This is a genomic window from Rhodanobacter sp. UC4438_H5 (genome assembly GCF_052978405.1).
Window position 1 is genome coordinate 1,237,666 of the sequence record NZ_CM129672.1, and the last position, 20,731, is coordinate 1,258,396.

Annotated in this window: 18 protein-coding genes; 11 read left to right on the top strand and 7 right to left on the bottom strand. The window is 69.3% G+C overall.

What is annotated here, in order from left to right; genetic code table 11:
• Window positions 1-2: 2 nt before the first annotated feature.
• The 5 genes from ACVCL9_RS05730 to ald form a co-directional block, all read right to left on the bottom strand.
• Entirely contained in the window at window positions 3-692 is a 690-nt protein-coding gene (locus tag ACVCL9_RS05730) for a YoaK family protein (protein ID WP_447098798.1), read from the bottom strand.
• Between the two features lie 7 nt (window positions 693-699).
• Window positions 700-1,368 (bottom strand): outer membrane lipoprotein chaperone LolA, encoded by a 669-nt coding sequence (gene lolA / locus ACVCL9_RS05735; RefSeq protein WP_447098797.1) that lies wholly within the window; start codon window positions 1,366-1,368, stop codon window positions 700-702.
• A gap of 62 nt (window positions 1,369-1,430) precedes the next feature.
• Window positions 1,431-2,957, bottom strand: a complete 1,527-nt coding sequence (locus ACVCL9_RS05740; protein ID WP_447098796.1) for a tetratricopeptide repeat protein — start codon at window positions 2,955-2,957, stop codon at window positions 1,431-1,433.
• A 128-nt stretch (window positions 2,958-3,085) separates the two neighbouring features.
• Window positions 3,086-5,410 (bottom strand): DNA translocase FtsK, encoded by a 2,325-nt coding sequence (locus ACVCL9_RS05745; protein ID WP_447098795.1) that lies wholly within the window; start codon window positions 5,408-5,410, stop codon window positions 3,086-3,088.
• Window positions 5,411-5,439: 29 nt separating this feature from the next.
• Entirely contained in the window at window positions 5,440-6,504 is a 1,065-nt protein-coding gene (gene ald / locus ACVCL9_RS05750; protein ID WP_447098794.1) for an alanine dehydrogenase, read from the bottom strand.
• A gap of 219 nt (window positions 6,505-6,723) precedes the next feature.
• Between ald and trxB the strand changes: the two genes are divergently transcribed.
• From trxB to aat, 3 genes are all read left to right on the top strand, one after another.
• Complete coding sequence (gene trxB / locus ACVCL9_RS05755) at window positions 6,724-7,686, top strand: thioredoxin-disulfide reductase (RefSeq protein ID WP_395118732.1); 963 nt, start codon at window positions 6,724-6,726, stop codon at window positions 7,684-7,686.
• 99 nt (window positions 7,687-7,785) lie between these two features.
• A complete protein-coding gene (locus tag ACVCL9_RS05760; RefSeq protein WP_447098793.1) occupies window positions 7,786-8,916 on the top strand; it encodes a GNAT family N-acetyltransferase in 1,131 nt (376 codons plus the stop codon).
• Window positions 8,913-9,644, top strand: a complete 732-nt coding sequence (gene aat, locus ACVCL9_RS05765; RefSeq protein WP_447098792.1) for a leucyl/phenylalanyl-tRNA--protein transferase — start codon at window positions 8,913-8,915, stop codon at window positions 9,642-9,644. The genes ACVCL9_RS05760 and aat overlap by 4 nt, the downstream gene beginning before the upstream one ends.
• Here aat and ispG read toward each other — a convergent pair.
• A complete protein-coding gene (gene ispG, locus ACVCL9_RS05770) occupies window positions 9,637-10,896 on the bottom strand; it encodes a flavodoxin-dependent (E)-4-hydroxy-3-methylbut-2-enyl-diphosphate synthase (RefSeq protein ID WP_447098791.1) in 1,260 nt (419 codons plus the stop codon). The genes aat and ispG overlap by 8 nt on opposite strands.
• Window positions 10,897-11,079: 183 nt before the next feature.
• On the opposite strand from ispG, the gene ccoN reads away from it, so the two are divergent.
• The 7 genes from ccoN to ccoS are packed head-to-tail and all read left to right on the top strand — an operon-like array spanning window position 11,080 to window position 16,971.
• Window positions 11,080-12,546, top strand: coding sequence for a cytochrome-c oxidase, cbb3-type subunit I (ccoN, locus tag ACVCL9_RS05775; RefSeq protein WP_447098790.1), 1,467 nt, complete (start codon window positions 11,080-11,082; stop codon window positions 12,544-12,546).
• Between the two features lie 12 nt (window positions 12,547-12,558).
• On the top strand, window positions 12,559-13,224 hold the full coding sequence (gene ccoO, locus ACVCL9_RS05780) for a cytochrome-c oxidase, cbb3-type subunit II (protein WP_447098789.1): 666 nt from the start codon (window positions 12,559-12,561) through the stop codon (window positions 13,222-13,224).
• Window positions 13,221-13,415, top strand: a complete 195-nt coding sequence (locus tag ACVCL9_RS05785) for a cbb3-type cytochrome oxidase subunit 3 (RefSeq protein WP_447098788.1) — start codon at window positions 13,221-13,223, stop codon at window positions 13,413-13,415. The genes ccoO and ACVCL9_RS05785 overlap by 4 nt, the downstream gene beginning before the upstream one ends.
• Window positions 13,412-14,320: a cytochrome-c oxidase, cbb3-type subunit III gene (gene ccoP, locus ACVCL9_RS05790; protein WP_447098787.1), complete on the top strand. Its 909-nt coding sequence runs from the start codon at window positions 13,412-13,414 to the stop codon at window positions 14,318-14,320. The genes ACVCL9_RS05785 and ccoP overlap by 4 nt, the downstream gene beginning before the upstream one ends.
• Window positions 14,304-14,543, top strand: coding sequence for a hypothetical protein (locus ACVCL9_RS05795; protein ID WP_447098786.1), 240 nt, complete (start codon window positions 14,304-14,306; stop codon window positions 14,541-14,543). The genes ccoP and ACVCL9_RS05795 overlap by 17 nt, the downstream gene beginning before the upstream one ends.
• On the top strand, window positions 14,540-16,792 hold the full coding sequence (locus ACVCL9_RS05800; RefSeq protein ID WP_447098785.1) for a heavy metal translocating P-type ATPase: 2,253 nt from the start codon (window positions 14,540-14,542) through the stop codon (window positions 16,790-16,792). Before ACVCL9_RS05795 ends, ACVCL9_RS05800 begins: the two co-directional genes overlap by 4 nt.
• Window positions 16,789-16,971: a cbb3-type cytochrome oxidase assembly protein CcoS gene (ccoS, locus tag ACVCL9_RS05805; RefSeq protein WP_395118752.1), complete on the top strand. Its 183-nt coding sequence runs from the start codon at window positions 16,789-16,791 to the stop codon at window positions 16,969-16,971. Before ACVCL9_RS05800 ends, ccoS begins: the two co-directional genes overlap by 4 nt.
• Window positions 16,972-17,186: 215 nt before the next feature.
• Here ccoS and ACVCL9_RS05810 read toward each other — a convergent pair whose 3' ends face one another.
• On the bottom strand, window positions 17,187-19,133 hold the full coding sequence (locus ACVCL9_RS05810) for an acetyl-CoA hydrolase/transferase C-terminal domain-containing protein (protein WP_447098784.1): 1,947 nt from the start codon (window positions 19,131-19,133) through the stop codon (window positions 17,187-17,189).
• A 64-nt stretch (window positions 19,134-19,197) separates the two neighbouring features.
• Between ACVCL9_RS05810 and ACVCL9_RS05815 the strand changes: the two genes are divergently transcribed.
• On the top strand, window positions 19,198-20,673 hold the full coding sequence (locus tag ACVCL9_RS05815; RefSeq protein ID WP_447098783.1) for a phospholipase D-like domain-containing protein: 1,476 nt from the start codon (window positions 19,198-19,200) through the stop codon (window positions 20,671-20,673).
• Window positions 20,674-20,731: the final 58 nt, after the last annotated feature.

Sequence of the window (20,731 nt, forward strand, 5' to 3'; positions counted from 1 at the left end):
GCTCAATCGGCGCCCGCGGTGCCCCGACTCAAGGTGTATTGCCGGTAGATGCCGTAGCCCATGCCGCACAGGCCGGTCAGCGCGGCCGGCACCAGCAGGGCGCGCTCGCCCATGGCGCGGAACAACAGCGCGCCGGCCGTGCCGCCCAGGGTGAAACAGGTCACCACCAGCAGGCACACGCCCACGCGCAGCGCATCCACCGGCAGGCCGCGCATCCGCTGGCCGATGTAGATTCCCAGGTCGGTGAACATGCCGGAGACGTGGGTGGTGCGGAACACCATGCCGCTGTACGTGCTGGCCATGCCGTTCTGCAAACCGATGCCGATCGAGGCCAGGTAGATGCCGGCCGAATCATTGGCATGCAGCAGCGGCACTGCCGCAAACAGCAGCAGCGACTCCAGCACCAGCGCCACGCCGTAGCGGCGGCCGAGTTTCAGCGTCTGCTGCTGCACGATCAATCCGCTGAGCAGCGCACCGAACACGAACGCCGCCACCGACAGGCCCCAATGCACCGCTTCCGGCCCGTCCGCCAGGCCCAGCGATGCACCGAGCAAGGTGGTCGATCCGGTCAGGTTGGTGATTGCCTGGTGGCGAAAGCCCAGGTAACCGGCCGCGTTGACGATGCCGGCGATGAACGCCAGCACGCCGCCACCGATCCACGCCCAGCGCGGCAACTGCCGCAGTACGGCCATCGCCGGCTCAGTCCCGGATCGGCTGGATGCTGATCTGCGGCACGTCGCCGATCACGTCGGCGCCCTCCGGCGGCACGAAGTTGAACGTGCCCGGCGGCAGCACCGGGTTGCGCTGCCACTGCGAGAAACGGATCTCGGTGGTCGCGCCGAGCTGGTCGCGGAAGGTCATCCGGGCCAGGCCGTTCGCGTCGAAACCGAGGTCGACCCAGGCGAACTGCGCGTCTTTGCTGGTGGAGGTCAGCCGCAACCAGGCGAGCCCGTCCTTTTCGCCGCGTTCGCTGGCGTTGAACTCCTTGTCCAGCTGCTTGAGGTCGGTCAGCACGGTCAAGGGACTGTGCGCCTCCTCGGTGCTCTGCCTGCGCACGGTGACCTGCTCCAGCTCCGGGTCGTACATCCAGACCCGGCCGCCGTCGGCGACGATGGTCTGCTTGTACGGCGTGGTGGTGTCCCAGCGGAACTCCCGCGGCGCCTCCAGGGCCAGCGTGCCGGAACTGGTCTTGCTGCCCTGGCCGTTGACGTTGGTCAGCGTCTGGCTGAAATGCCCGGTCAGCGAATGCAGGCCGGTGGCGAATGCATCCAGCCGCGCCCGCGCCGGGCCGGTGGCCGCCTGCGCGAGGCCAGCCACGCCCAGGGCAGACAGGGCGACGATGCAGAGAATGATGCGATTGCGGGTCATGGCCATTTCCGAATGGGTAAAGACAAGTGTGTCATCCACTGGCTTAATCAAAGGCTTCCGCGTCAATCGGGAACCACGTCGAAGGCGACCGACAGGCGGTAGTCGCCGGGAGCGGCCACGAATGGCACCGTGCCATGCCACATCCACGAAGGGAACAGGGTAAGCACGCCCGGCACCGGCTTGACGCAGTGCCCGGGGGGCGATCCGGACGGCAGTTCGTGGCCGAACTTCAACCATCCGCCGCGGTCGTCATCGGACAGCGACGCCGGCACCTCGATGTGACAGGCCGAGGATATCCAGCCCTTGCCGTGGAAATGGCTCGCATGGTGCCCCTGTGACTTCAGCCGCACCGACCACATGCCGCTGAAACGATAGCGGCCGGTGCCGCGCCGCGAAAAGGCGTCGGCACCCGTGGCCATCACCGTCTCCATGTAGCGGCGGATGGCGCCATCGACCGCCGTCGGAAACGCCCGCACCGCCCGATCCGCCGAGGGGCTGCCGGGCCGCAACTCGACCTGCGTGCCGGTGCGCGCCGACTGCGTGGGCGGGTGCGCCTGCAACGGGTCGTGCCGTGCGTGCAGGCTGGCCGCGAGGTCGTGCAGATAATCGTCGAGACTGGCCCAGCCCGGTGGCACGTCGATGCGACAGGAGCGCACCAGCCGCGGGTAGTCGTACAACGCCGGATAGCGCGGATCGCCCAGCGCATGCCACGCCGCGGCCTGCAGTGCGAAGGCGGACACGTCGTTGCGGTCCAGCGCCAGCAGTCGGCCGGCCAGGCTGGCCGCCGCTTCCGGCAGCCCGGCCGCGAGCAGGATGTCGCCGTGCAAGCGGTGCGCCTCCCGGCTGCGCGGCTCCAGTTGCAGCGCGTGGGTGATGAGCGCCAGCGCCCGGGGCGGGTCCAGTTGCAGCGCGCATTCCGCCGCCAGTACGTGCAGCGCGGCGTGCTGCGGGTGCGCTTCGAGCAGCGGCGCAAGCTCGGCGTACGCCCGTTCGGCCGCGCCGGTCTGACGCCACAGCCGGGCCTTGACCATGCGCAGCTCGACGCGCGAGCGGGCGTCGCTGCCCGCATCGAGCGCGATGGCCACCGCATCCATGTCGCCGCTGCGCATCCACACCAGTTCGGCCAGCGTGGTATGCGCCGCAAGGTGCTGCGGCGCCGTCGCCACGACCTGACGAAGCTCCGCTTCGGCCTCGACGAACCGATCCTGTTCGAACAGGGCGCGAGCCAGCACGTAATGCGCGTGCGGATGGTCGAGCGACTGCGCGAGTGCGCCGCGCGCCGCCACCTCGGCTGCTTCGGGCTGGCCGCTTTCGCCGTGCGCCACGGCAAGCCCCAGCAGCATGCGCCCGTCCCCGGGCGCGGCGGCCATCGCAACTTCGAACGCCGGCACGGCCTGCCGCGGACGCCCCAGCGACAGCAACAGCTGCGCGCGCAACCGCAGCGGCTCGACGACCCGGCAATCCGGCGTCGAGCCGAGGAATCGCTCGACGATCGCCAGCGCGTCCTGCGCGCGGTTTTGCTGGACCAGGCGATGGACGTCGCCGGCCAGCGACGCCCACGCGGCATCGTTCCCATCGTGTTGCGGCAAGTTCGACACCATGACCGACGTACGCGTCCAAGAGCAATCATGAAGGCCGTCGCGCGTCCGATCCACGGACCCGGCGTGCGCGGCAGGAGCGCATCATGCCGGTTTTGCGCCGGCAGCGGGATACCGGATCAATCCTTGGGCGGCGGCGGCGCCAGCACCTCGCGGTTGCCGTTGTGCTGCGGCGCGCTGACCACGCCGTCGGCCTCCATCTGCTCGACCAGTCGCGCGGCGCGGTTGTAGCCGATGCGCAGATGCCTTTGCACGCCCGAGATCGAGGCGCGGCGCGTCTGCGTGACCACCGCCACGGCCTTGTCGTAGAGCTGGGTGTCGGCGTCGCCGCCTTCCTCGCCGTCCTGCGGCAGGCCGGAGTCGTTGATGAACTTGCCGTCGCTGGTGGCCTGCACCTCCTCCAGCACGCCTTCGATGTAGTCGGGCCCGCCCTGCGACTTCAGCCAGGCGACCACGCCGTGCACCTCGTGGTCGTCGACGAAGGCGCCGTGCACGCGCTCGGGCGTGGCGGTGCCCGGCGGCAGGTAGAGCATGTCGCCGTGGCCCAGCAGCGCTTCCGCGCCGGACTGGTCGAGAATCGTGCGCGAGTCGATCTTGCTCGATACCTGGAACGCGATGCGGGTGGGGATGTTGGCCTTGATCAGGCCGGTGATCACGTCCACCGACGGGCGCTGGGTGGCCAGGATCAGGTGCACGCCGGCGGCACGCGCCTTCTGCGCCAGGCGCGCGATCAGCTCCTCGACCTTCTTGCCGACGATCATCATCATGTCGGCGAATTCGTCGATGAACACCACGATGTTCGGCAGCGGCTCCAGCGGGTCGGCCGCCAGGCCCGGCATGTCCGGGTTGGGCCGGAACAGCGGATCGAGCAAAGGCTGGCCGGCGTTCTCGGCGTCCTTCACCTTCTTGTTGAAACCGGACAGGTTGCGCACGCCCACGGCGGCCATCAGCTTGTAGCGGCGCTCCATCTCGGCCACGCACCAGCGCAGCGCGTTGGCGGCCTCCTTCATGTCGGTGACCACCGGCGCCAGCAGGTGCGGGATGCCCTCATACACCGAGAGCTCCAGCATCTTCGGGTCGATCATGATCATGCGCACGTCTTTGGGGCTGGCCTTGTACAGCAGGCTCAGCACCATCGCGTTGACCGCCACCGACTTGCCCGAACCGGTGGTGCCGGCCACCAGCAGGTGCGGCATCTTGGCCAGGTCCACCACCACCGGCTTGCCGCCGATGTCCTTGCCCAGCGCCAGCGCCAGCGGCGAGCGCGCCTGGTCGTACTTGTCCGAACGCAGGATCTCGGACAGGTAGACGATCTGCTTGCGCGTATTGGGGATCTCCAGCCCGATCACGTTCTTGCCGGGGATCACGTCGACCACGCGCACGCTCACCACCGACAGGCCGCGGGCGATGTCCTTGTCCAGGCTCGACACCTGCGAACCGCGCACGCCGGGCGCCGGCTCCATCTCGAAACGGGTGATCACCGGCCCCGGATAGGCGCCGACCACCTTCACGTCGATCTTGAAATCCTTCAGCTTGAATTCGACCTGGCGCGAGAGGACTTCCAGCGTTTCCTCGGTATAGCCAGGCCCCTGCTCCGGCGCCTCGTCGAGCAGCGACAGCGGCGGCAGTTCACCCGGCGCGGCGGCGCCGGCGAACAGCGGGATCTGCGTCTCCAGCCGCGCGCGCTCGCTCTTGGTCACCGGCGCGGGCGCCGCCTCGATGCGCACCGGTTCGCGCCGGGCCTGCTTCACCGCGTCGGCCTTCTTGATCACCTCGCGCTCGCTGCGCGCCTGGCGCGCGGCCAGCAGTTGCGGTGCCTCGCGCAGCTTGCCGCGCAGCCAGCCGGCCAGCTGCAGCACGGCCTGGCCGGTCCAGTCCATCACGCCGAACCAGGACAGCCCGGTGGCCAGCGTCACCGCAATCAGGAACAGCGCCAGCAGCAGCAACGGCGCGCCGGTGGACCCGAACGCCGACAGCACCGCATGGCCCACCCACACGCCGATGATGCCGCCCACGCCCTGCGGCTGCACCGGCTCCTGCGCGAAGTTCAGATACAGCAGCGCCGGCCCGGTGATGAAGAAGAACACGAAGCCGACCAGCCGCAATGCCGGTTCCCACGGATGCTGCGGTTGCTGTCCGCGCTGGCGCAACACCTGCACGCCGAGCAGCAACAGCAGCAACGGGAAGCAGTACGCCACCAGGCCGAAGATCCAGCGCAGCAGATCGGCCACGTAGGCACCGACGGTGCCGCCGAAGTTGCGCGCATGCTCCAGCTGGCCGGCATTGGTCCAGCTGGGGTCATGCGGGTCGTAGCTGAACAGGCATACCAGGAGGTACACCGCCAGCGGCAGCAGCAGCAGGGCGCCGGCTTCGCGCAGCCGGCGTTTCAACTCATCGCTGAGGCCTGCCTTGGGTTGTTGCCTTGCGTTCGCGCCGCGCGCCACCCGGGGTGCCCCTTTCTTCGTGACCAGGGTCAGAGCATACCTTGCAGCGCCGGATGTACCAGCTTGCCGCCGTCGATGTTGATGCCGACCTTGAGCGGCTCGAACTCGCGCCACGCGTTGCCGCCGGCCAGGCGCTGCACGTACGGCAGGATCGCCGCGGAGATCGCCACCGACGAGGTCTGCGGCACCGCGCCGGGCATGTTGGTGACGCAGAAGTGGGTAACGCCGTGCACGTCGTAGGTGGGGTGCTCCCAGGTGGTCGGCCGGGAAGTCTCGAAGCAGCCGCCCTGATCGATCGCGATGTCCACCAGCACGCTGCCCGGCTCCATCGACTTGACCATCGCCTCGGTCACCACGTGCGGCGCCTTGGCGCTGGGGATCAGCACGGCGCCGACGACCAGGTCGGCGTCGCGCACTTCCTCGGCCACCGAGGATTCATAGGCGTACAGCGCGGTGACGTTCGGGCCCAGCGCCATCATCTCGGCCAGGCGATCCTGACGCTTGTCGAACACCACCACGTTGGCGCCGGCCTGCGCCGCCAGCGCCGCGGCATTGCCGCCGGCCGCGCCGGCACCGAGCACCACCACCTTGCCGCGCGGGGTCGAGGCCATGCCGCCGAGCAGCTTGCCCTTGCCGCCCTGCGGACGATGCAGCAGCGTGGTGCCGCACTGGGTGGCGATGCGCCCGGCGATCACCGACATCGGGTGCAGCAGCGGCAGGCCGCCGTGATCTTCCACCGACTCGAACGCCACGCCGGTCAGGCCGATGTCGAGCAGGCTGCGGGTCAGCGCCGGCTCCGCCGCCAGGTGCAGATAGCAGAACAGCAAGTGGTGCTTCTTCAGCAGGGCCAGGTCGCCGGCGATCGGCTCCTTCACCTTGACGATCAGTTCGCCCGCCTCGTACAGCGCGGCGGCATCGGCCACGATCTTGATGCCGGCGTTGACGTACGCCTCGTCCGAAAAACCGCTCTTCAGGCCGGCCCCGGCCTGGATGAACACCTCATGGCCGCGACGCACCAGGTCGGCAGCAGCGGCGGGAACAAGGGCGACACGACCTTCGAGGGTCTTGGTTTCGGAGGGGATACCGATACGCATGGCAAAAGAATCCTGTGGGAACACGTGGAAAGTCCATCGCGCAACTGCCGCGGTGGTGTCGTTGATCTGCCGGCGACTTGAATCAGCCACGCGGATTCCCCATTCTCCGGGGGTCGCATTCGTTGTTGCCACCTGCAGGCCCGGTTTCGGTGAAACCCCGGCTGCAGCTGCAGCGAATAGCCGCTCAAGCCACCAGCAAACCCAAGGATTATACCTGCCATGCCCACCCCCAAGCACAGCCGCCTGCTGATCCTCGGCTCCGGTCCTGCCGGCTACACCGCCGCGGTGTACGCTGCCCGCGCCAATCTCAAGCCGACCATGATCACCGGCCTGCAGCAGGGCGGCCAGCTGATGACCACCACCGACGTGGACAACTGGCCGGGCGACGTCGAGGGGCTGCAGGGTCCGGCGCTGATGCAGCGCATGGCCGAGCACGCCGAGCGCTTCCACACCGAGATGATCTTCGACCACATCCACACCGCCGACCTCAAGCAGCGCCCGTTCCGGCTGGTCGGCGACTCCGGCGAGTACACCGCCGATGCGCTGATCATCAGCACCGGCGCCACCGCGAAGTACCTGGGCATCGCCAGCGAGGAGAAGTTCAAGGGCAAGGGCGTGTCGGCCTGCGCGACCTGCGACGGCTTCTTCTTCCGCGACCAGGACGTGGTGGTGATCGGCGGCGGCAACACCGCGGTCGAGGAAGCGCTGTACCTGGCCAACATCGGCCGCAAGGTGTACCTGGTGCACCGCCGCGACAAGTTGCGCGCGGAGAAGATCATGCAGGACAAGCTGTTCGAGAAGGAGGCCGCGGGCAAGATCGAGCTGGTCTGGAACCACACCATCGACGAGGTGCTCGGCGACGACACCGGCGTCACCGGCGTGCGCGTGAAGGACGTCAACTCCGGCGCCACCCGCGACATCGCGGCCACCGGCTTCTTCGTGGCGATCGGCCACACCCCGAACACCGGCATCTTTGCCGGCCAGCTGGACATGCACGACGGCTACATCCGCATCCACAGCGGCCAGAACGGCATGGCCACGATGACCTCGATCCCCGGCGTGTTTGCCGCCGGCGACGTCGCCGACCACGTCTATCGCCAGGCGATCACCTCCGCCGGCTTCGGCTGCATGGCCGCGCTGGACGCCGAACGCTGGCTCGACCAGCAGACGCCGGCGGGCTGACCTGCCCGCAGGAGCCCGCTCGCGGGCGATGCTTCTGGCCGGGATTGAAAAAAACAGAAGCATCGCCCGCAAGCGGGCTCCTGCGGCACCTGCCGAGTCATGCACATCCGCTTCCACGACGCGATCGCCGAACTGCCTGCCGCGGCGTGGGACGATTTGCGCGGCGGGGCGAATCCGTTCGTGTCGCACGCGTTCCTGCATGCGCTGGAAGACACCGGCTGCATCCGTCCCGACTGGGGCTGGCAGGCACACCACCTGGGCCTGTACGACCACGATCGCCTGGTGGCCGCCGCGCCGCTGTACCTGAAAGGCAACTCGCACGGCGAGTTCGTGTTCGACTGGAGCTGGGCCAGCGCGTGGGAGCGCGCCGGCGGCGAGTACTACCCGAAGCTGCTCTGCGGCGTGCCCTACTCGCCGGTGCCCGGCCCGCGCCTGCTGGCCGACACGCCAGCGCTGCGGCAGGCGCTGGTCGAGGCGATGCGCGCCGAGGCGAAGCGGCTGGGGCTGTCCTCGGTGCACGCGAATTTCCTGCTCGCCACGGAGGCGCCGGCGTTCGGCGACGACTGGCTGGCCCGCTCGGACGTGCAGTTCCACTGGCACAACCGCGACTACCGCCACTTCCCGGATTTCCTCGCCGCGCTGACCCACAAGAAGCGCAAGAACATCCTGCGCGAACGCACCCAGGTCGCCGCCAGCGGGTTGGCGATCGAATGGCGCAGCGGCGACACGCTCGACGAGCACGAGTGGAATCGCGTGCACGCGCTGTACGAAGCCACCTTCGACGACAAGGGCAACCACGCGGTGCTGACCGTCGCCTTCTTCCGGCAGCTCGGCGAACTCGGTCCGCTGGCACAGCTCGCGCTGGCCCGCGCAGGCGGCGAGATCGTGGCGATGGCGTTGTTCGTGCAGGGCGACGGCGTGCTCTACGGTCGTTACTGGGGCAGCATGGTCGACGTGCCCGGGCTGCATTTCGAACTCTGCTATTACCGCGGCATCGAGTACGCCATTGTGCAGCGGCTGCATCGCTTCGAGCCCGGGGCGCAGGGCGAGCACAAGCTGGCACGCGGCTTCCTGCCCGCGCGCACGCAGTCGCGCCACTGGCTCGCCCACCCGGGCTTCCGCGCGGCGGTGGCCAGCGCGCTGGCGCGCGAGGCACCGGCGGTGGATGCCTACGCGGAAGAATTGCGGCAACACAGCCCGTACGCGCAGCACGACGAGGCTGCGCCATGATCCGCCTGCCCCTGCTCGATGCCGACGCGCCGGAGCGCTTTCCCGATCCCTCCCGCGCACTGGCCGAACCGAACGGCCTGCTTGCCTTCGGCGGCGACCTGTCGCCAGGCCGGCTGCTGGCCGCCTACCGGCAAGGCATCTTCCCCTGGTTCGGCGAGGGCGAACCGATCCTGTGGTGGTCGCCCGACCCGCGCTGCGTGTTTCGCACCGACGCGTTGCGGCCGAACCGCAGCCTGCGTCGCCAGCTCGCCGGCAAGCGCTGGCGGGTGACGATCGACCGGGCGTTCGAGGCGGTGATCCGCGGTTGCGCGGCGCCGCGCGACAACAGCTCGGGCAGTTGGATCGTACCGGCCATGATCGACGCCTACCTCCACCTGCACCAGCTCGGTTACGCGCACAGCGTGGAGACCTGGGACGGCGAGCGCCTGGTCGGCGGCGTCTACGGCCTTTCTGTCGGCAAGCTGTTTTGCGGCGAGTCGATGTTCAGCGCCGAGAGCGGTGGTTCGCGGGTGGCACTGATCGCGCTGGCGCGGCTGCTGCACGAACAGGGCTGCCCGCTGCTCGATGCGCAGGTAGCCAACGCCCACACGCTGAGCCTGGGTGCGTTCGAGATGGCGCGCGCGGACTACCTGGCGCAGGCCGGCACGCTGGCCGCGCAACCTGGGCAGGTCGGCAGCTGGACCGATCTCGGCCCGCGGCTGTGGCAGCCCGGCACGACTTTCAGCTAGCGCGCGCGGCGTACTTGCGCGCCACGTAGTCGTCGAGGATGTCGACGAACTCGTTGGCGATGTTGTCGCCGCGCAGCGTCATCGCCTTCTCGCCGTCGATGAACACCGGCGCGGCCGGCGCCTCGCCGTTGCCCGGCAACGAGATGCCGATGTTGGCGTGCTTGGATTCGCCCGGCCCGTTGACGATGCAGCCCATCACCGCCAGGGTAAGGTTCTCCACGCCGTCGTATTTCACCCGCCACAGCGGCATCTGCTCGCGCACGTGTTCCTGCACGGTCTTGGCCAGTTCCTGGAAGAACTCGCTGGTGGTGCGCCCGCAACCCGGGCAGGCGGTGACCAGCGGCGTGAACGAGCGCAGACCCATCGTCTGCAACAGCTCCTGCGCCACGATCACCTCGCCGGTGCGCGAGGCACCGGGTTCGGGCGTGAGCGAGATGCGGATGGTGTCGCCGATGCCTTCCTGCAGCAGCACCGCCAGCGCGGCAGCCGAGGCGGTGATGCCCTTGGAGCCCATGCCGGCCTCGGTCAGGCCCAGGTGCAGCGCGTAGTCGCAGCGCGCGGCGATGTCGCGGTATACGGCGATCAGTTCCTGCACGCCGGAGACCTTGCACGACAGGATGATGCGCTCGCGCGCCAGCCCGAGTTCCTCGGCGCGCGCGGCCGAATCCAGCGCGGAGCGGATCAGCGCCTCGCGCGCCACGTGCGAGGCATCCCAGGGTTCGGCGCGCTGCGCGTTCTCGTCCATCAGCGCAGCCACCATGGCCTGGTCCAGCGAGCCCCAGTTGGCGCCGATGCGCACCGGCTTGCCGTGGCGCAGCGCCTTCTCGATGATCGAGGCGAACTGGCTCTCGTGCTTCTTGCCGAAACCCACGTTGCCGGGGTTGATGCGGTACTTGGCCAGCACCTCGGCGCAGGCCGGTTCGCGCTCCAGCAACTGGTGGCCGTTGTAGTGGAAGTCGCCGATGATGGGCACGTCCACGCCCATCATCGCCAGCCGCTCGGCGATGCGCGGCACCGCGGCCGCGGCGGCCGGCGTGTTCACCGTGATGCGCACCAGCTCGGAGCCGGCGCGGGCCAGCTCGGCGATCTGTTTCGCGGTGCTGGCCGGGTCCTCGGTGTCGGTATTGGTCATCGACTGCACCACGATCGGGGCGCCGCCGCCTACCTTGACCTTGCCGACCTGCACGCCCACGCTGGCGCGGCGCGGCGCGGGCGCCGCCGGACGGGGTTGTTGCGAAACGATCTCACTCATGGATTCAACCGGAATGTCTGGTCGCGGCAGGCCGCGACTGAAGATGCCAAGGATACTCGCCCGACCGGTAGCGCCGGCCTCCGCCGCGATGACGTGGACGGAATGCCGCAGTTGCTTGATCGAGGTCAGCACTTCGCCGCATGCTTGCCGCCAAAATGCCCCGCTGTCCAGCCGGAAAAGCCGATGCCGAACACCGAATACTACAACGACAAGGTCGTCCGCCAGTTCCTGCTCGCGGCCGCCGTATGGGGCATCATCGGCATGTCCGTCGGCGTCTATGCCGCCGCCGAACTGATGTGGCCGGTGCTCAATTTCAACGTGCCGTGGCTGACCTTCAGCCGCATCCGGCCCGACCACACCTTCGGCGTGATCTTCGCGTTCGGCGGCTCGGCGCTGATGGGCACCTGCTATTACGTGGTGCAGCGCACCGGCCACGCGCGGCTGGCTTTCAGGAAGCTGGCCGCCTTCACTTTCTGGGGCTGGCAACTGGTCTGCGTGCTGGCGATGACCACGATGCCGCTGGGGCTGACCCAGAGCAAGGAATACGCCGAGCCGGAATGGTTCATCGACATCCTGATCGCGGTGGTGTGGGTGAGCTTCGGCGTGGTGTTCTTCGGCTCGCTGGCGCGCCGGCGCATCAAGCACATCTACGTGGCCAACTGGTACTACGGCGCGTTCATCATCGCCGTGGGCCTGCTGCACATCGTCAACAACCTGGCCATCCCGGTCTCGCTGACCAAGTCGTACTCGATCTATTCCGGCGTGGTCGACGCGATGGTGCAGTGGTGGTACGGCCACAACGCGGTGGCGTTCTTCCTCACCGCCGGCTTCCTCGGCATGATGTACTACTTCGTGCCGCGGCAGGCCAAGCAGCCGCTGTGGAGCTACCGCTTCTCGATCGTCAATTTCTGGGCGCTGATCTCGGTCTACATGTGGGCCGGCGCGCACCACCTGATGTACACCGCCCTGCCCGACTGGGTGCAGTCGGTCGGCATGGCGTTCTCGCTGGTGCTGCTGATGCCGAGCCTGGGTTCGGCGGCCAACGGCCTGCTCACCTTCAACGGCGTGTGGCACCGCCTGCGCACCGACCCGGCGGCCAAGTTCATGGTGTTGTCGCTGGTGTTCTACGGCGCCTCGACCTTCGAAGGGTCGATGATGGCGATCAAGACGGTGAACTCGCTGTCGCACTACACCGACTGGACCATCGCCCACGTGCATTCGGGCTCGCTGGGCTGGGTGGCGATGATCACCATCGGCTCGCTCTACGCGATGGCGCCGCGCGCGCTGGGGCGGCCGGAAATGCATTCGCGCAAGGGCATGGAGCTGCACTTCTGGCTGCACATCATCGGCACCCTGCTGTACGTCGGCTCGATGTGGACGGCTGGCGTCACCGAGGGCCTGATGTGGCGCGCCACCAACCCCGACGGCGCGCTGACCTACGGCTTCCTCGACAGCCTGCTGGCGATCAAGCCGATGTACCTGATCCGCTGGGCCGGCGGCGTGTTCATCCTGTCCGGCATGTGGGTGATGGCGTGGAACCTGTGGTACACCGCCGCCGACGCCCGCGCCCGCCTGATCAAGCCGATCCCGGTGCCGATCCCCGAGCCGGTGCCGCACCAGGTGCCCGCGCCCCTGCCTGCCGCGGGTTGAGGAAGATTCCAGATGGCCTACAAACATTTCGAAGCGATCGAGAAGCACGCCGGCCTGCTCGGCATCGGCATCGCGATCATGGTCTCGCTGGGCGGGTTGGCCGAGATCACCCCGCTGTTCATGGAGGCGCATTCGGTGAAGGCGCCGCCGGGCGTGCATCCGTACGAGCCGCTGCGCCTGATCGGCAAGGACGTCTACGTGCGCGAGGGCTGCTACCTGTGCCACTCGCAGATGATCCGCGCGCTGCGTTTCGAGACCGAGCGCTATGGCCATTTCTCCACCGCCGAGGAGTCGGTCTACGACCGCCCGTTCCAGTGGGGCTCCAAGCGCACCGGGCCGGACCTGGCGCGCGTGGGTGGCAAGTATTCCGACGAATGGCAGCGCCTGCACCTGATGGACCCGCGCCAGGTGGTGCCGCAGTCGAACATGCCCGCCTACCCGTGGCTGGCGCACAACACGATCAGTGCCGAGGACGTGCAGGCGCGCATGCGCACGCTGCGCAAGCTGGGCGACCCGTACACCGACGCGCAGATCGCGGCGGCGCCCGAGGCGGTCAAGGGCAAGACCGAGATGGACGCGCTGATCGCCTACCTGCAGGGCCTGGGCATCGCCAACGAGCCGGCCCCGCCGGCAGCCAAGCCGGCGACCACCGACGGCGTCGCGGGAGCCACGCCATGACGCCGATGAGCCCGGTCTGGGGCCACGTTGCAGGGGTATTCATCATCCTGATGCTGGTGACCTTCATCGGCATCTGGATCTGGGCCTGGCGCAAGCGCCACAAATCCACGTTCGACCGCATGGCGCGCCTGCCGCTCGAACAAGACGAACTACCCGACAGCGATGTCGACGCCAAGGAGGATCGCCCATGAGCAGCGGCTGGTCGTTGTGGGTCATGTTCCTGGTGGTGCTCAACCTGGGCATCACCTTCGCGCTGTACCTGTGGGCGCCGCGGGCAAAGATCCCGACCCGGCCCGACGGCACCACCGGCCACGTGTGGGCGCACGGCACCATCCTGGAAGGCCTCAAGAACCTGCCCCGGTGGTGGATCGTGTTTTCCGGCGCGATGTTCGCCGCGGCATTCATCTATCTGTTCCTGTTCCCCGGCTTCGGCAACCACAAGGGCGCGCTGGGCTGGACTTCGCACGGCCAGCTGGCACGTGAAGTGGCCGCCAACGAGGCCAGGCTGGACCCGCTGCTGGACCGCTTCCGCCTGTACACGGTGGAGCAGCTGGCCGGCGACCCGCAGGCGCAGCAGATGGGCAAGGTGCTGTTCGAGGACAACTGCGCCGCCTGCCACCAGCGCAGCGGCAAGGGCAACATCCTGGTCGGCGCACCCAACCTCACCGACGGCGACTGGCTGTACGGCGGCACCGGCAAGGACATCACCACCTCGATCCACGACGGTCGCAGCGGCGTGATGCCGCCATGGGCGAGCCTGGGCGCGGACAACGTGAAAAACCTCGCCCAGTACGTGCTGAGCCTGTCCGGCGCCCCGCACGACGCGGCCAAGGCGGCAGCCGCCAAGCCGCTGTTCTCCACCTGCGCCGCCTGCCACGGCGCCGAGGGCAAGGGCAACCCGGCGCTGGGTGCGCCGAACCTCACCGACCACGTCTGGCTGTACGGCGGCACCCCGGCCGATATCGAGCAGACCATCGGCAACGGTCGCCAGGGCCACATGCCGTCGTGGAGCACGCGGCTGAGCGAAGACCAGATCCACGTCATCGCCGCCTACGTCTACCACCTGTCGCACCCGGTCGATGAAGACCAGCCATGACATCGGCGTCCGCACGGCATCGGCCTGGTATCGCCAGCCGGTGCTGTGGCTCGGAGCATTCATCTTCGTCGCCTCGCTGGCCGGCTGCGCATGGCTCATCGTGGTCAGCGTCCGCTACGCCGACACGCCGCTGACCACCAGCTCGCACGCGGTATTCGGGGTGCCGGTCGCCTCGCACAGCGCGCCACCGCCATCCACCGCCCCTCCCTCGCGCAAGCCATGAACAGCGCGGCGACATGGGCCGATCCCCGGCTCGCCGCCCAGGTGCTGCGCGAGCGACGCGACGGATTGAGCGAGATCGCCCTGCGCGTCGAGGCGCTGGACGATCCCCGCCGGCTGCTCTGGCTGGAGCAGCGCATCAATGCGCTTGCCGGCGTGCGCCGGGTCAGCGTCGACCGCGCCGCGCGGCGCATGCGGGTGGTCTGGGACACCCGGCGCACCACCCTGCCCACCCTGCTGGAGAACTTCGCCGCCGCCGGCTGTCAGGCGCGCCCGCTGCGCCTGGACGAAGTGGAAGACGTCCGCGCCGCCGAGATGCACGATGCGCTGAAGCGCATGCTGGTGGCCGGCATGTGCGCGATGCAGGTGATGAGCTACGCCCTGGTGATCTACCTCGGCGTGGTCGACTTCGTCGATTTCAGCACGCGCAACCTGTTCCGCTGGCTTGGCCTGCTGACCACCATCCCGCTGGTGGCCTATTCGGCGCAGTCGTTCTTCCGCGGCGCCGCAGAGGAACTGCGCGGCCGCCGCCTCGGCATCAACCTGCCGGTGGCGCTGGCAATCGCGCTGGTGTTCGCGGCCAGCGTGATCAACACGCTGCGCGGCAGCGGCGAGGTGTATTTCGATTCGGTCAGCATGTTCGTGTTCCTGCTCCTGGTCGGGCGCTACATCGAACTGCGCTCGCGCCATCGCGGCGACGCCGGCGGCGATGCCTTGCTGGATGCCACGCCGCTGCTGGCGCAGCGCCGCCGTGCCGATGGCGAACTGGAAACCGTGCCCGCGATGACCCTCGCCAGCGGCGACTGCGTGCACATCGACGACGGGGGCACCGTGCCGGCCGATGGCGTGCTGGAAAGCGCCGTGGTCGAGGTGGACGAAGCGCTGCTCTCCGGCGAATCGCGCCCGCAACGGCGCCAGCGCGGCGAGCGTCTGGTGGCCGGCAGCGTGCTGCTGACCGGGCCGGCGCAGCTGCGCGTGGAACATGGCGGCGCGCAGACCAGCGTGGCGCGGCTCGGCGCGCTGGCCGCGCGCGCGCGCCAGGCCCGCGCGCGAATCGCCGGCAGCGATCGCGAAGTCACCCGCTTCGTGCGCCGGGTGCTGGTGCTTACCGTGGTGACCGCGCTGGGCTGGCTGCTGGTCGACCCCTCACGCGCGTTCGACGCGGCCATCGCCGTGCTGGTGGTGGCTTGCCCCTGCGCCTTCGCGCTGACCGTGCCGGTGACGCTGACCCGGGCGCTGGGCCGGCTTGCCCACCGCCACGTGCTGGTCACCGATGGCAGCGCCCTGCTCGCACTTGCCGGCGTCGACCGTGCCCTGTTCGACAAGACCGGCACACTCTCCACGCCGCACCTGGATGACGAGGCGGTTGAACCGCTGCGCGGCGACAGCCGCGAGCAGGTGTTGGCCTGGGCCCTGGCGCTGGCCCGCGCCAGCTCGCATCCGCTGGCCCGCGCGCTGAGCGCCGCGGCGCGCCCGCGCGGCGTCACACCGGCGGCACAGGACGTGCGCGTGCACCTGGCCGCAGGTATCGAAGGCCACGTCGGCGACCGCGCGCTGCGATTGGGCCGCGCCCGCTACGCGCTGGGCGACGCGCATTACGATCCGCGGCTGGCCAGCGCGGCCATGGTGCTGGCCGACCAGCACGGCGCGCTGGCCCGCTTCGGCTTTCAGGAACGCCCGCGCGAGGATGCCGCCGCCACGCTGGCACGGCTGCGCGAGGACGGCATCGACGTGTGCATGGCCAGCGGCGACAGCGCCGATCGCGTCGCCGCGCTGGCCACCCGGCTCGGCATCGACGACTGGCATGCGCGGCAGCTGCCGGCCGACAAGCTGGCCCTGCTGCAATCCCTGCAAGCCGACGGCCACCGCGTGCTCGCCGTCGGCGACGGCAGCAACGACGCCCCGCTGCTGGCGGCCGCCGACGTCTCCGCCGCGCTGTCCAGCGGCACCGACCTGACCCAGGCCCAGGCCGACCTGCTGCTGCTCGACGGCCGCCTGCAAGGCCTGCTGCACGCGCACGCGATCGCCGTGCAGATGCAGCAGGTGATCGCGCAAAGCCGCCGCTGGGCGCTGGGCTACAACCTGTTCGCCGTGCCGTTCGCGGCGTTCGGCCTGGTGTCGCCGTGGCTGGCCGCCATCGGCATGTCGCTGAGCTCGCTGATGGTGGTGCTCAACGCCATGCGCGTCGGCCGCGAACACGCGCACGACGCCAACCCCGGCCGCGCCGACCGCACCGCCGAGGCGGCGGCATGAACGTCCTGCTGGTGCTGATCCCTGTCACCCTGGTGGTGATCGGCGTGGCCGTGGCGCTTTTTTTCTGGGCCGTGAACCACCAGCAATTCGACGACCTCGACAGCCCCGGCGTGCTGCCGCTGATGGACGATCAGCCCGCGCCGGCCGAAGAGCCCGAGAATCCACCCACGCCCCCGTAGGAGCCCGCTCGCCGGGAATCGGGAATCGGGAATCGGGAATCGGGATTCGGGATTCGGGATTCGGGATTCGGGATTCGGGATTCGGGATTCGGGATTCGGGATTCGCAAAAGCTCAAGAGCGTCGCCCACGGGTGCGACGCGTCCAGGCGTAGGGCGGGCATGGCCCGCCGGCCTTGCACGGCGCCGACGACAAAAGCCGGCGGGCCGTGCCCGCCCTACGTCGATCGCCGGCGCAGCGCGGCTTGCAGCAGACGGCGCTGGATGCGCTCGGGCAGGCCCTTGGGCGCATCCAGGCCCATGCGCGCCAAGGCTGCGCCTTCATCCTCCATCGCCTCGCCGGGACGCACCGCGGCGCGCAGCACTTGCCAGCGGCCGCGCCAGCGACTGCTGCGCGACTGCAGCCATTCCAGCGCCGGCAACAGGCGCTGTTCGACCTCGTCGAAATCGCTGCCGAAGGGGAACACCGGCAGTTGGCCCTTGCGCCGGAATGGCATCAGCGATTCGTGCAGTGCATCGGGCTGGTGCCGGCGCCAGGCATCGGGTATGGCGAAATCCGCCGCCAGCTTGCCGCGCGATTTCGCCTCCGCGCACAGCGCGTCCAGAAAGCGCGCATCGCAGATCGACAGCATCGCCTCGATGCATTCGCTGTCGCTCTTGCCGCGCAAGTCGGCGACGCCGTATTCGGTGACCACGATGTCGCGCAGGTGGCGCGGGATCGTGGTCTGGCCGTAGCTCCAGCGGATCGTGCTCTCGATGCCGCCGCGATGGCGGCGGGTGGCGCGCAGCAGCAGCACCGAGCGCGCGCCCGGCAGCTCGTGCGCCATCGCCACGAAGTTGTACTGGCCGCCGACGCCGCTGACCACCGCGCCGTCCTCCAGCGTATCGGACACCGCCGCACCGAGCAGGGTCGCCATCATGCAGGTGTTGAAGAAACGCGCGTCGCGTCGCTGCAGCGTGGCCAATGCCTGTTGGTCGCCGTACAGCTGGTTGACGTTGGACACCGCGCACATGTCGATCGCGTCCGGGTCGCTCGCCTCGGTGGCGGCCAGCCATTCGTACAGGTCGCGCGAACCGAGGAAGAATGCGCCGCGCAGGTAATGACCGCCGGGCGTGCCCGGATTCAGCCGGCCGGACAGCGAGGCGCGCTCCAGCGCAAGGTTGTCCCAGCTGCGCCGCTTCAGGATGCCGCCGCGCTGCAGGTGCATGAAGCCGTCCATCACCATCTCGCTGGCGCCGTACAAGCCGGTCCCCAATGGTGCAAGGCCACCGAGCGCGCCTGCCTGCGCATGGGTGCTGCCGGCCGGGTCCAGCGCCACCAGCATGCAGCGCCAGGCGGTGTTCTGCTGCTGGCGCAGCAGCAAGGCCTTGACCAGGGCGTCGGACAACGCGCCGATGCCGATCTGCAGGCAGCCGCCGTCGCGCACCAGGCTGCTGGCGTGCAGGCCGATCGCATATTCGGCCAGGTCGATCGGCAACCGCGGCAGCGCGAACAGGCGCGGCGAGGATTCCGGCTGCAGCTCCACGTCGAAGTAATCCGCCGGCACCTCGGCATCACCGCCCAGCCACGGCAGGTCGGGATGCACCACCGCCACGCACAGCGGCCGGCGTGCGCCTGCCAGCTGCAACTGGCGCAGGAAATCCAGGGTCAGGTCGGGGTTGCACGAGAGGCTGTAGCGCACACCCTCGGCGGTTTCGCGGCGTGCGACCAGTTGCACCAGCAGGTTGATGTCCTGCAACGCCAGGTCGCGCGCCACATGGGTGTAGTTCTGGCTGATGTAGTTGCGCTGCGCACTGCCCGAATGCAGCAGCGCGCCACTCTGCAGGTAGAACTCGTGCACCACGACGTTTGGCGGCAAGGCATCGCGCGCCTCGTCCAGGGCGTACTGCGGGTCGACCGCGTCGGCGCCGAAATGGCGATCGAGGAACGGCAGCAGGAAGCGCCGCTGCAGCCCCGCCTTCGGCTGCGGCCGGGTCAGCGACAGCGCGGTGTACAGGCGCATCGAACGCGTCGGGTCGCCGGCGGTGAGCCGGTACAACGCGTTGAGCAGGCCGTGCGGCTTGCCCAGGCCCAGCGGCGCGGCGATGCGCAGATCCGGCCCCAGCGCATCGGCGAGGTCGTGGGCGCAAGCGTCGGTGTCGCTGTGGCGCGGCTTGGCGGGCATCCTCCGATCATGCCAGAAGCCGCCGCCACGGCGCATCGACATCCCCATCGCCTACACTCGATGCATGCCCGACCCCTTGTCGCCGTCGTCGTCCTCGTCCAGTCGCCTGCTGGCGCAGCAAGCGCTGAGCCGCGCTGCCGGGGCACCGTTGCTCAGCGGCAACGCGGTGGACCTGCTGATCGATGCGGCAGCCAACTATGCCGCGTGGCTGGAAGCGATCCGCGGCGCGCGCCAGCGGGTGCTGCTGGAAAACTACATGGTGCGCGACGACGTGGTGGGCCGCGAATTCCGCGATGCGCTGGTCGAGCGCGCGCAGGCCGGCGTGTTCGTGGCCGTAGTGGTCGACTGGGTCGGCTGCCTGGGCCAGTCGCGCAGCGGCTTCTGGGCACCGCTGCGCGCGGCCGGTGGCGAAGTGCGCGTGTACAACCCGCTGCAGCTGGGGCAGACCTTCGGCTGGCTGAGCCGCGACCACCGCAAGTCGCTGGTGGTCGATGGCGTGACCGGCTTCCTTTCCGGCGTGTGCATCAGCGCCAGATGGCTGGGCAACCCCGCGCGCGACGTGCCGCCGTGGCGCGATACCGGCGTCGCCTTGCGCGGCCCGGTGGTGACCGAGCTGGAAGCGGCATTCGCGCAAAGCTGGAGCGCCACCGGCACGCCGCTGCGCGAATTCCCGAGCGCGGCCGAGCCGACCACACCCGCCGGTGACGTCGCACTGCGCCTGATCGCCACCCAGCCCTCCACCGCCGGCATGTATCGGCTCGACCAGCTGATCGCCTCGCTGGCCACCCGCACGCTGTGGCTCACCGACGCCTATTTCGTGGGCATCGCACCCTACGTGCAGGCACTGGTGGCGGCCGCCCGCGATGGCGTCGACGTGCGCCTGCTGGTACCCGGCAGCAGTGACATCCCGGCCGTGGCCAACATGTCCCGCGCGGGCTACCGGCCACTGCTGAAAGCCGGCATCCGCGTGTTCGAATGGAACGGCTCGATGCTGCACGCCAAGACCGCGGTGGCCGACGGGCAATGGGCGCGGGTGGGCTCATCCAACCTCAACCTCGCCAGTTGGCTGGGCAACCAGGAGCTGGACGTGGCGATCGAGGACGCCACGTTCGCCGGCAAGCTCGCCGCCCAGTACGAGCACGACCTGGAAAACGCCACCGAAATCGTGCTGGCGCCGCACCATCGCCGCGGCCATGCCGAGAAAGTACGCACCAGCCAGGCGCGACCGCGCGTGCGCCATGGCGGCGGCAGCTCCGGGCGTGCCGCGGCGGGTGCGTTGCGCCTGGCCAACAGCGTCGGTGCCGCGCTTGGCCATCGCCGCGTGCTCGGTGCGACCTCGGCCAGGCCGTTGTTCCTGGCCACCGCGGCGCTCCTGGTGCTGGGCGTGATCGCGGCACTGTGGCCGGCCTGGATCGGCTGGCCGGTCGCCGTGCTGTGCGCCTGGTTCGCGCTGAACCTGGGCATCCGCGGCTGGCGCCTGCGCCGCCGCCAGCGCACGGCGCGCGAAGCCGACGCCCGCGGGGCCGGCCACGACACATGAGACATTTGTTCTGATTCACCTCCCAAGCGGATGTTTTTTCACGACTTCACCGTAGCGG

What these genes read in the sequence shown, in the direction of transcription:
- ACVCL9_RS05800 (WP_447098785.1), top strand. Translation starts at nt 14,540, where the DNA reads ATGAACAGCGCGGCGACATGGGCCGATCCCCGGCTCGCCGCCCAGGTG.
- ccoP (WP_447098787.1), top strand. Translation starts at nt 13,412, where the DNA reads ATGAGCAGCGGCTGGTCGTTGTGGGTCATGTTCCTGGTGGTGCTCAAC.
- aat (WP_447098792.1), top strand. Translation starts at nt 8,913, where the DNA reads ATGATCCGCCTGCCCCTGCTCGATGCCGACGCGCCGGAGCGCTTTCCC.
- trxB (WP_395118732.1), top strand. Translation starts at nt 6,724, where the DNA reads ATGCCCACCCCCAAGCACAGCCGCCTGCTGATCCTCGGCTCCGGTCCT.
- ACVCL9_RS05810 (WP_447098784.1), bottom strand. Translation starts at nt 19,133, where the DNA reads ATGCCCGCCAAGCCGCGCCACAGCGACACCGACGCTTGCGCCCACGAC.
- lolA (WP_447098797.1), bottom strand. Translation starts at nt 1,368, where the DNA reads ATGACCCGCAATCGCATCATTCTCTGCATCGTCGCCCTGTCTGCCCTG.
- ACVCL9_RS05815 (WP_447098783.1), top strand. Translation starts at nt 19,198, where the DNA reads ATGCCCGACCCCTTGTCGCCGTCGTCGTCCTCGTCCAGTCGCCTGCTG.
- ispG (WP_447098791.1), bottom strand. Translation starts at nt 10,896, where the DNA reads ATGAGTGAGATCGTTTCGCAACAACCCCGTCCGGCGGCGCCCGCGCCG.
- ACVCL9_RS05760 (WP_447098793.1), top strand. Translation starts at nt 7,786, where the DNA reads ATGCACATCCGCTTCCACGACGCGATCGCCGAACTGCCTGCCGCGGCG.
- ccoN (WP_447098790.1), top strand. Translation starts at nt 11,080, where the DNA reads ATGCCGAACACCGAATACTACAACGACAAGGTCGTCCGCCAGTTCCTG.
- ccoS (WP_395118752.1), top strand. Translation starts at nt 16,789, where the DNA reads ATGAACGTCCTGCTGGTGCTGATCCCTGTCACCCTGGTGGTGATCGGC.
- ACVCL9_RS05785 (WP_447098788.1), top strand. Translation starts at nt 13,221, where the DNA reads ATGACGCCGATGAGCCCGGTCTGGGGCCACGTTGCAGGGGTATTCATC.
- ccoO (WP_447098789.1), top strand. Translation starts at nt 12,559, where the DNA reads ATGGCCTACAAACATTTCGAAGCGATCGAGAAGCACGCCGGCCTGCTC.
- ACVCL9_RS05730 (WP_447098798.1), bottom strand. Translation starts at nt 692, where the DNA reads ATGGCCGTACTGCGGCAGTTGCCGCGCTGGGCGTGGATCGGTGGCGGC.
- ACVCL9_RS05795 (WP_447098786.1), top strand. Translation starts at nt 14,304, where the DNA reads ATGAAGACCAGCCATGACATCGGCGTCCGCACGGCATCGGCCTGGTAT.
- ald (WP_447098794.1), bottom strand. Translation starts at nt 6,504, where the DNA reads ATGCGTATCGGTATCCCCTCCGAAACCAAGACCCTCGAAGGTCGTGTC.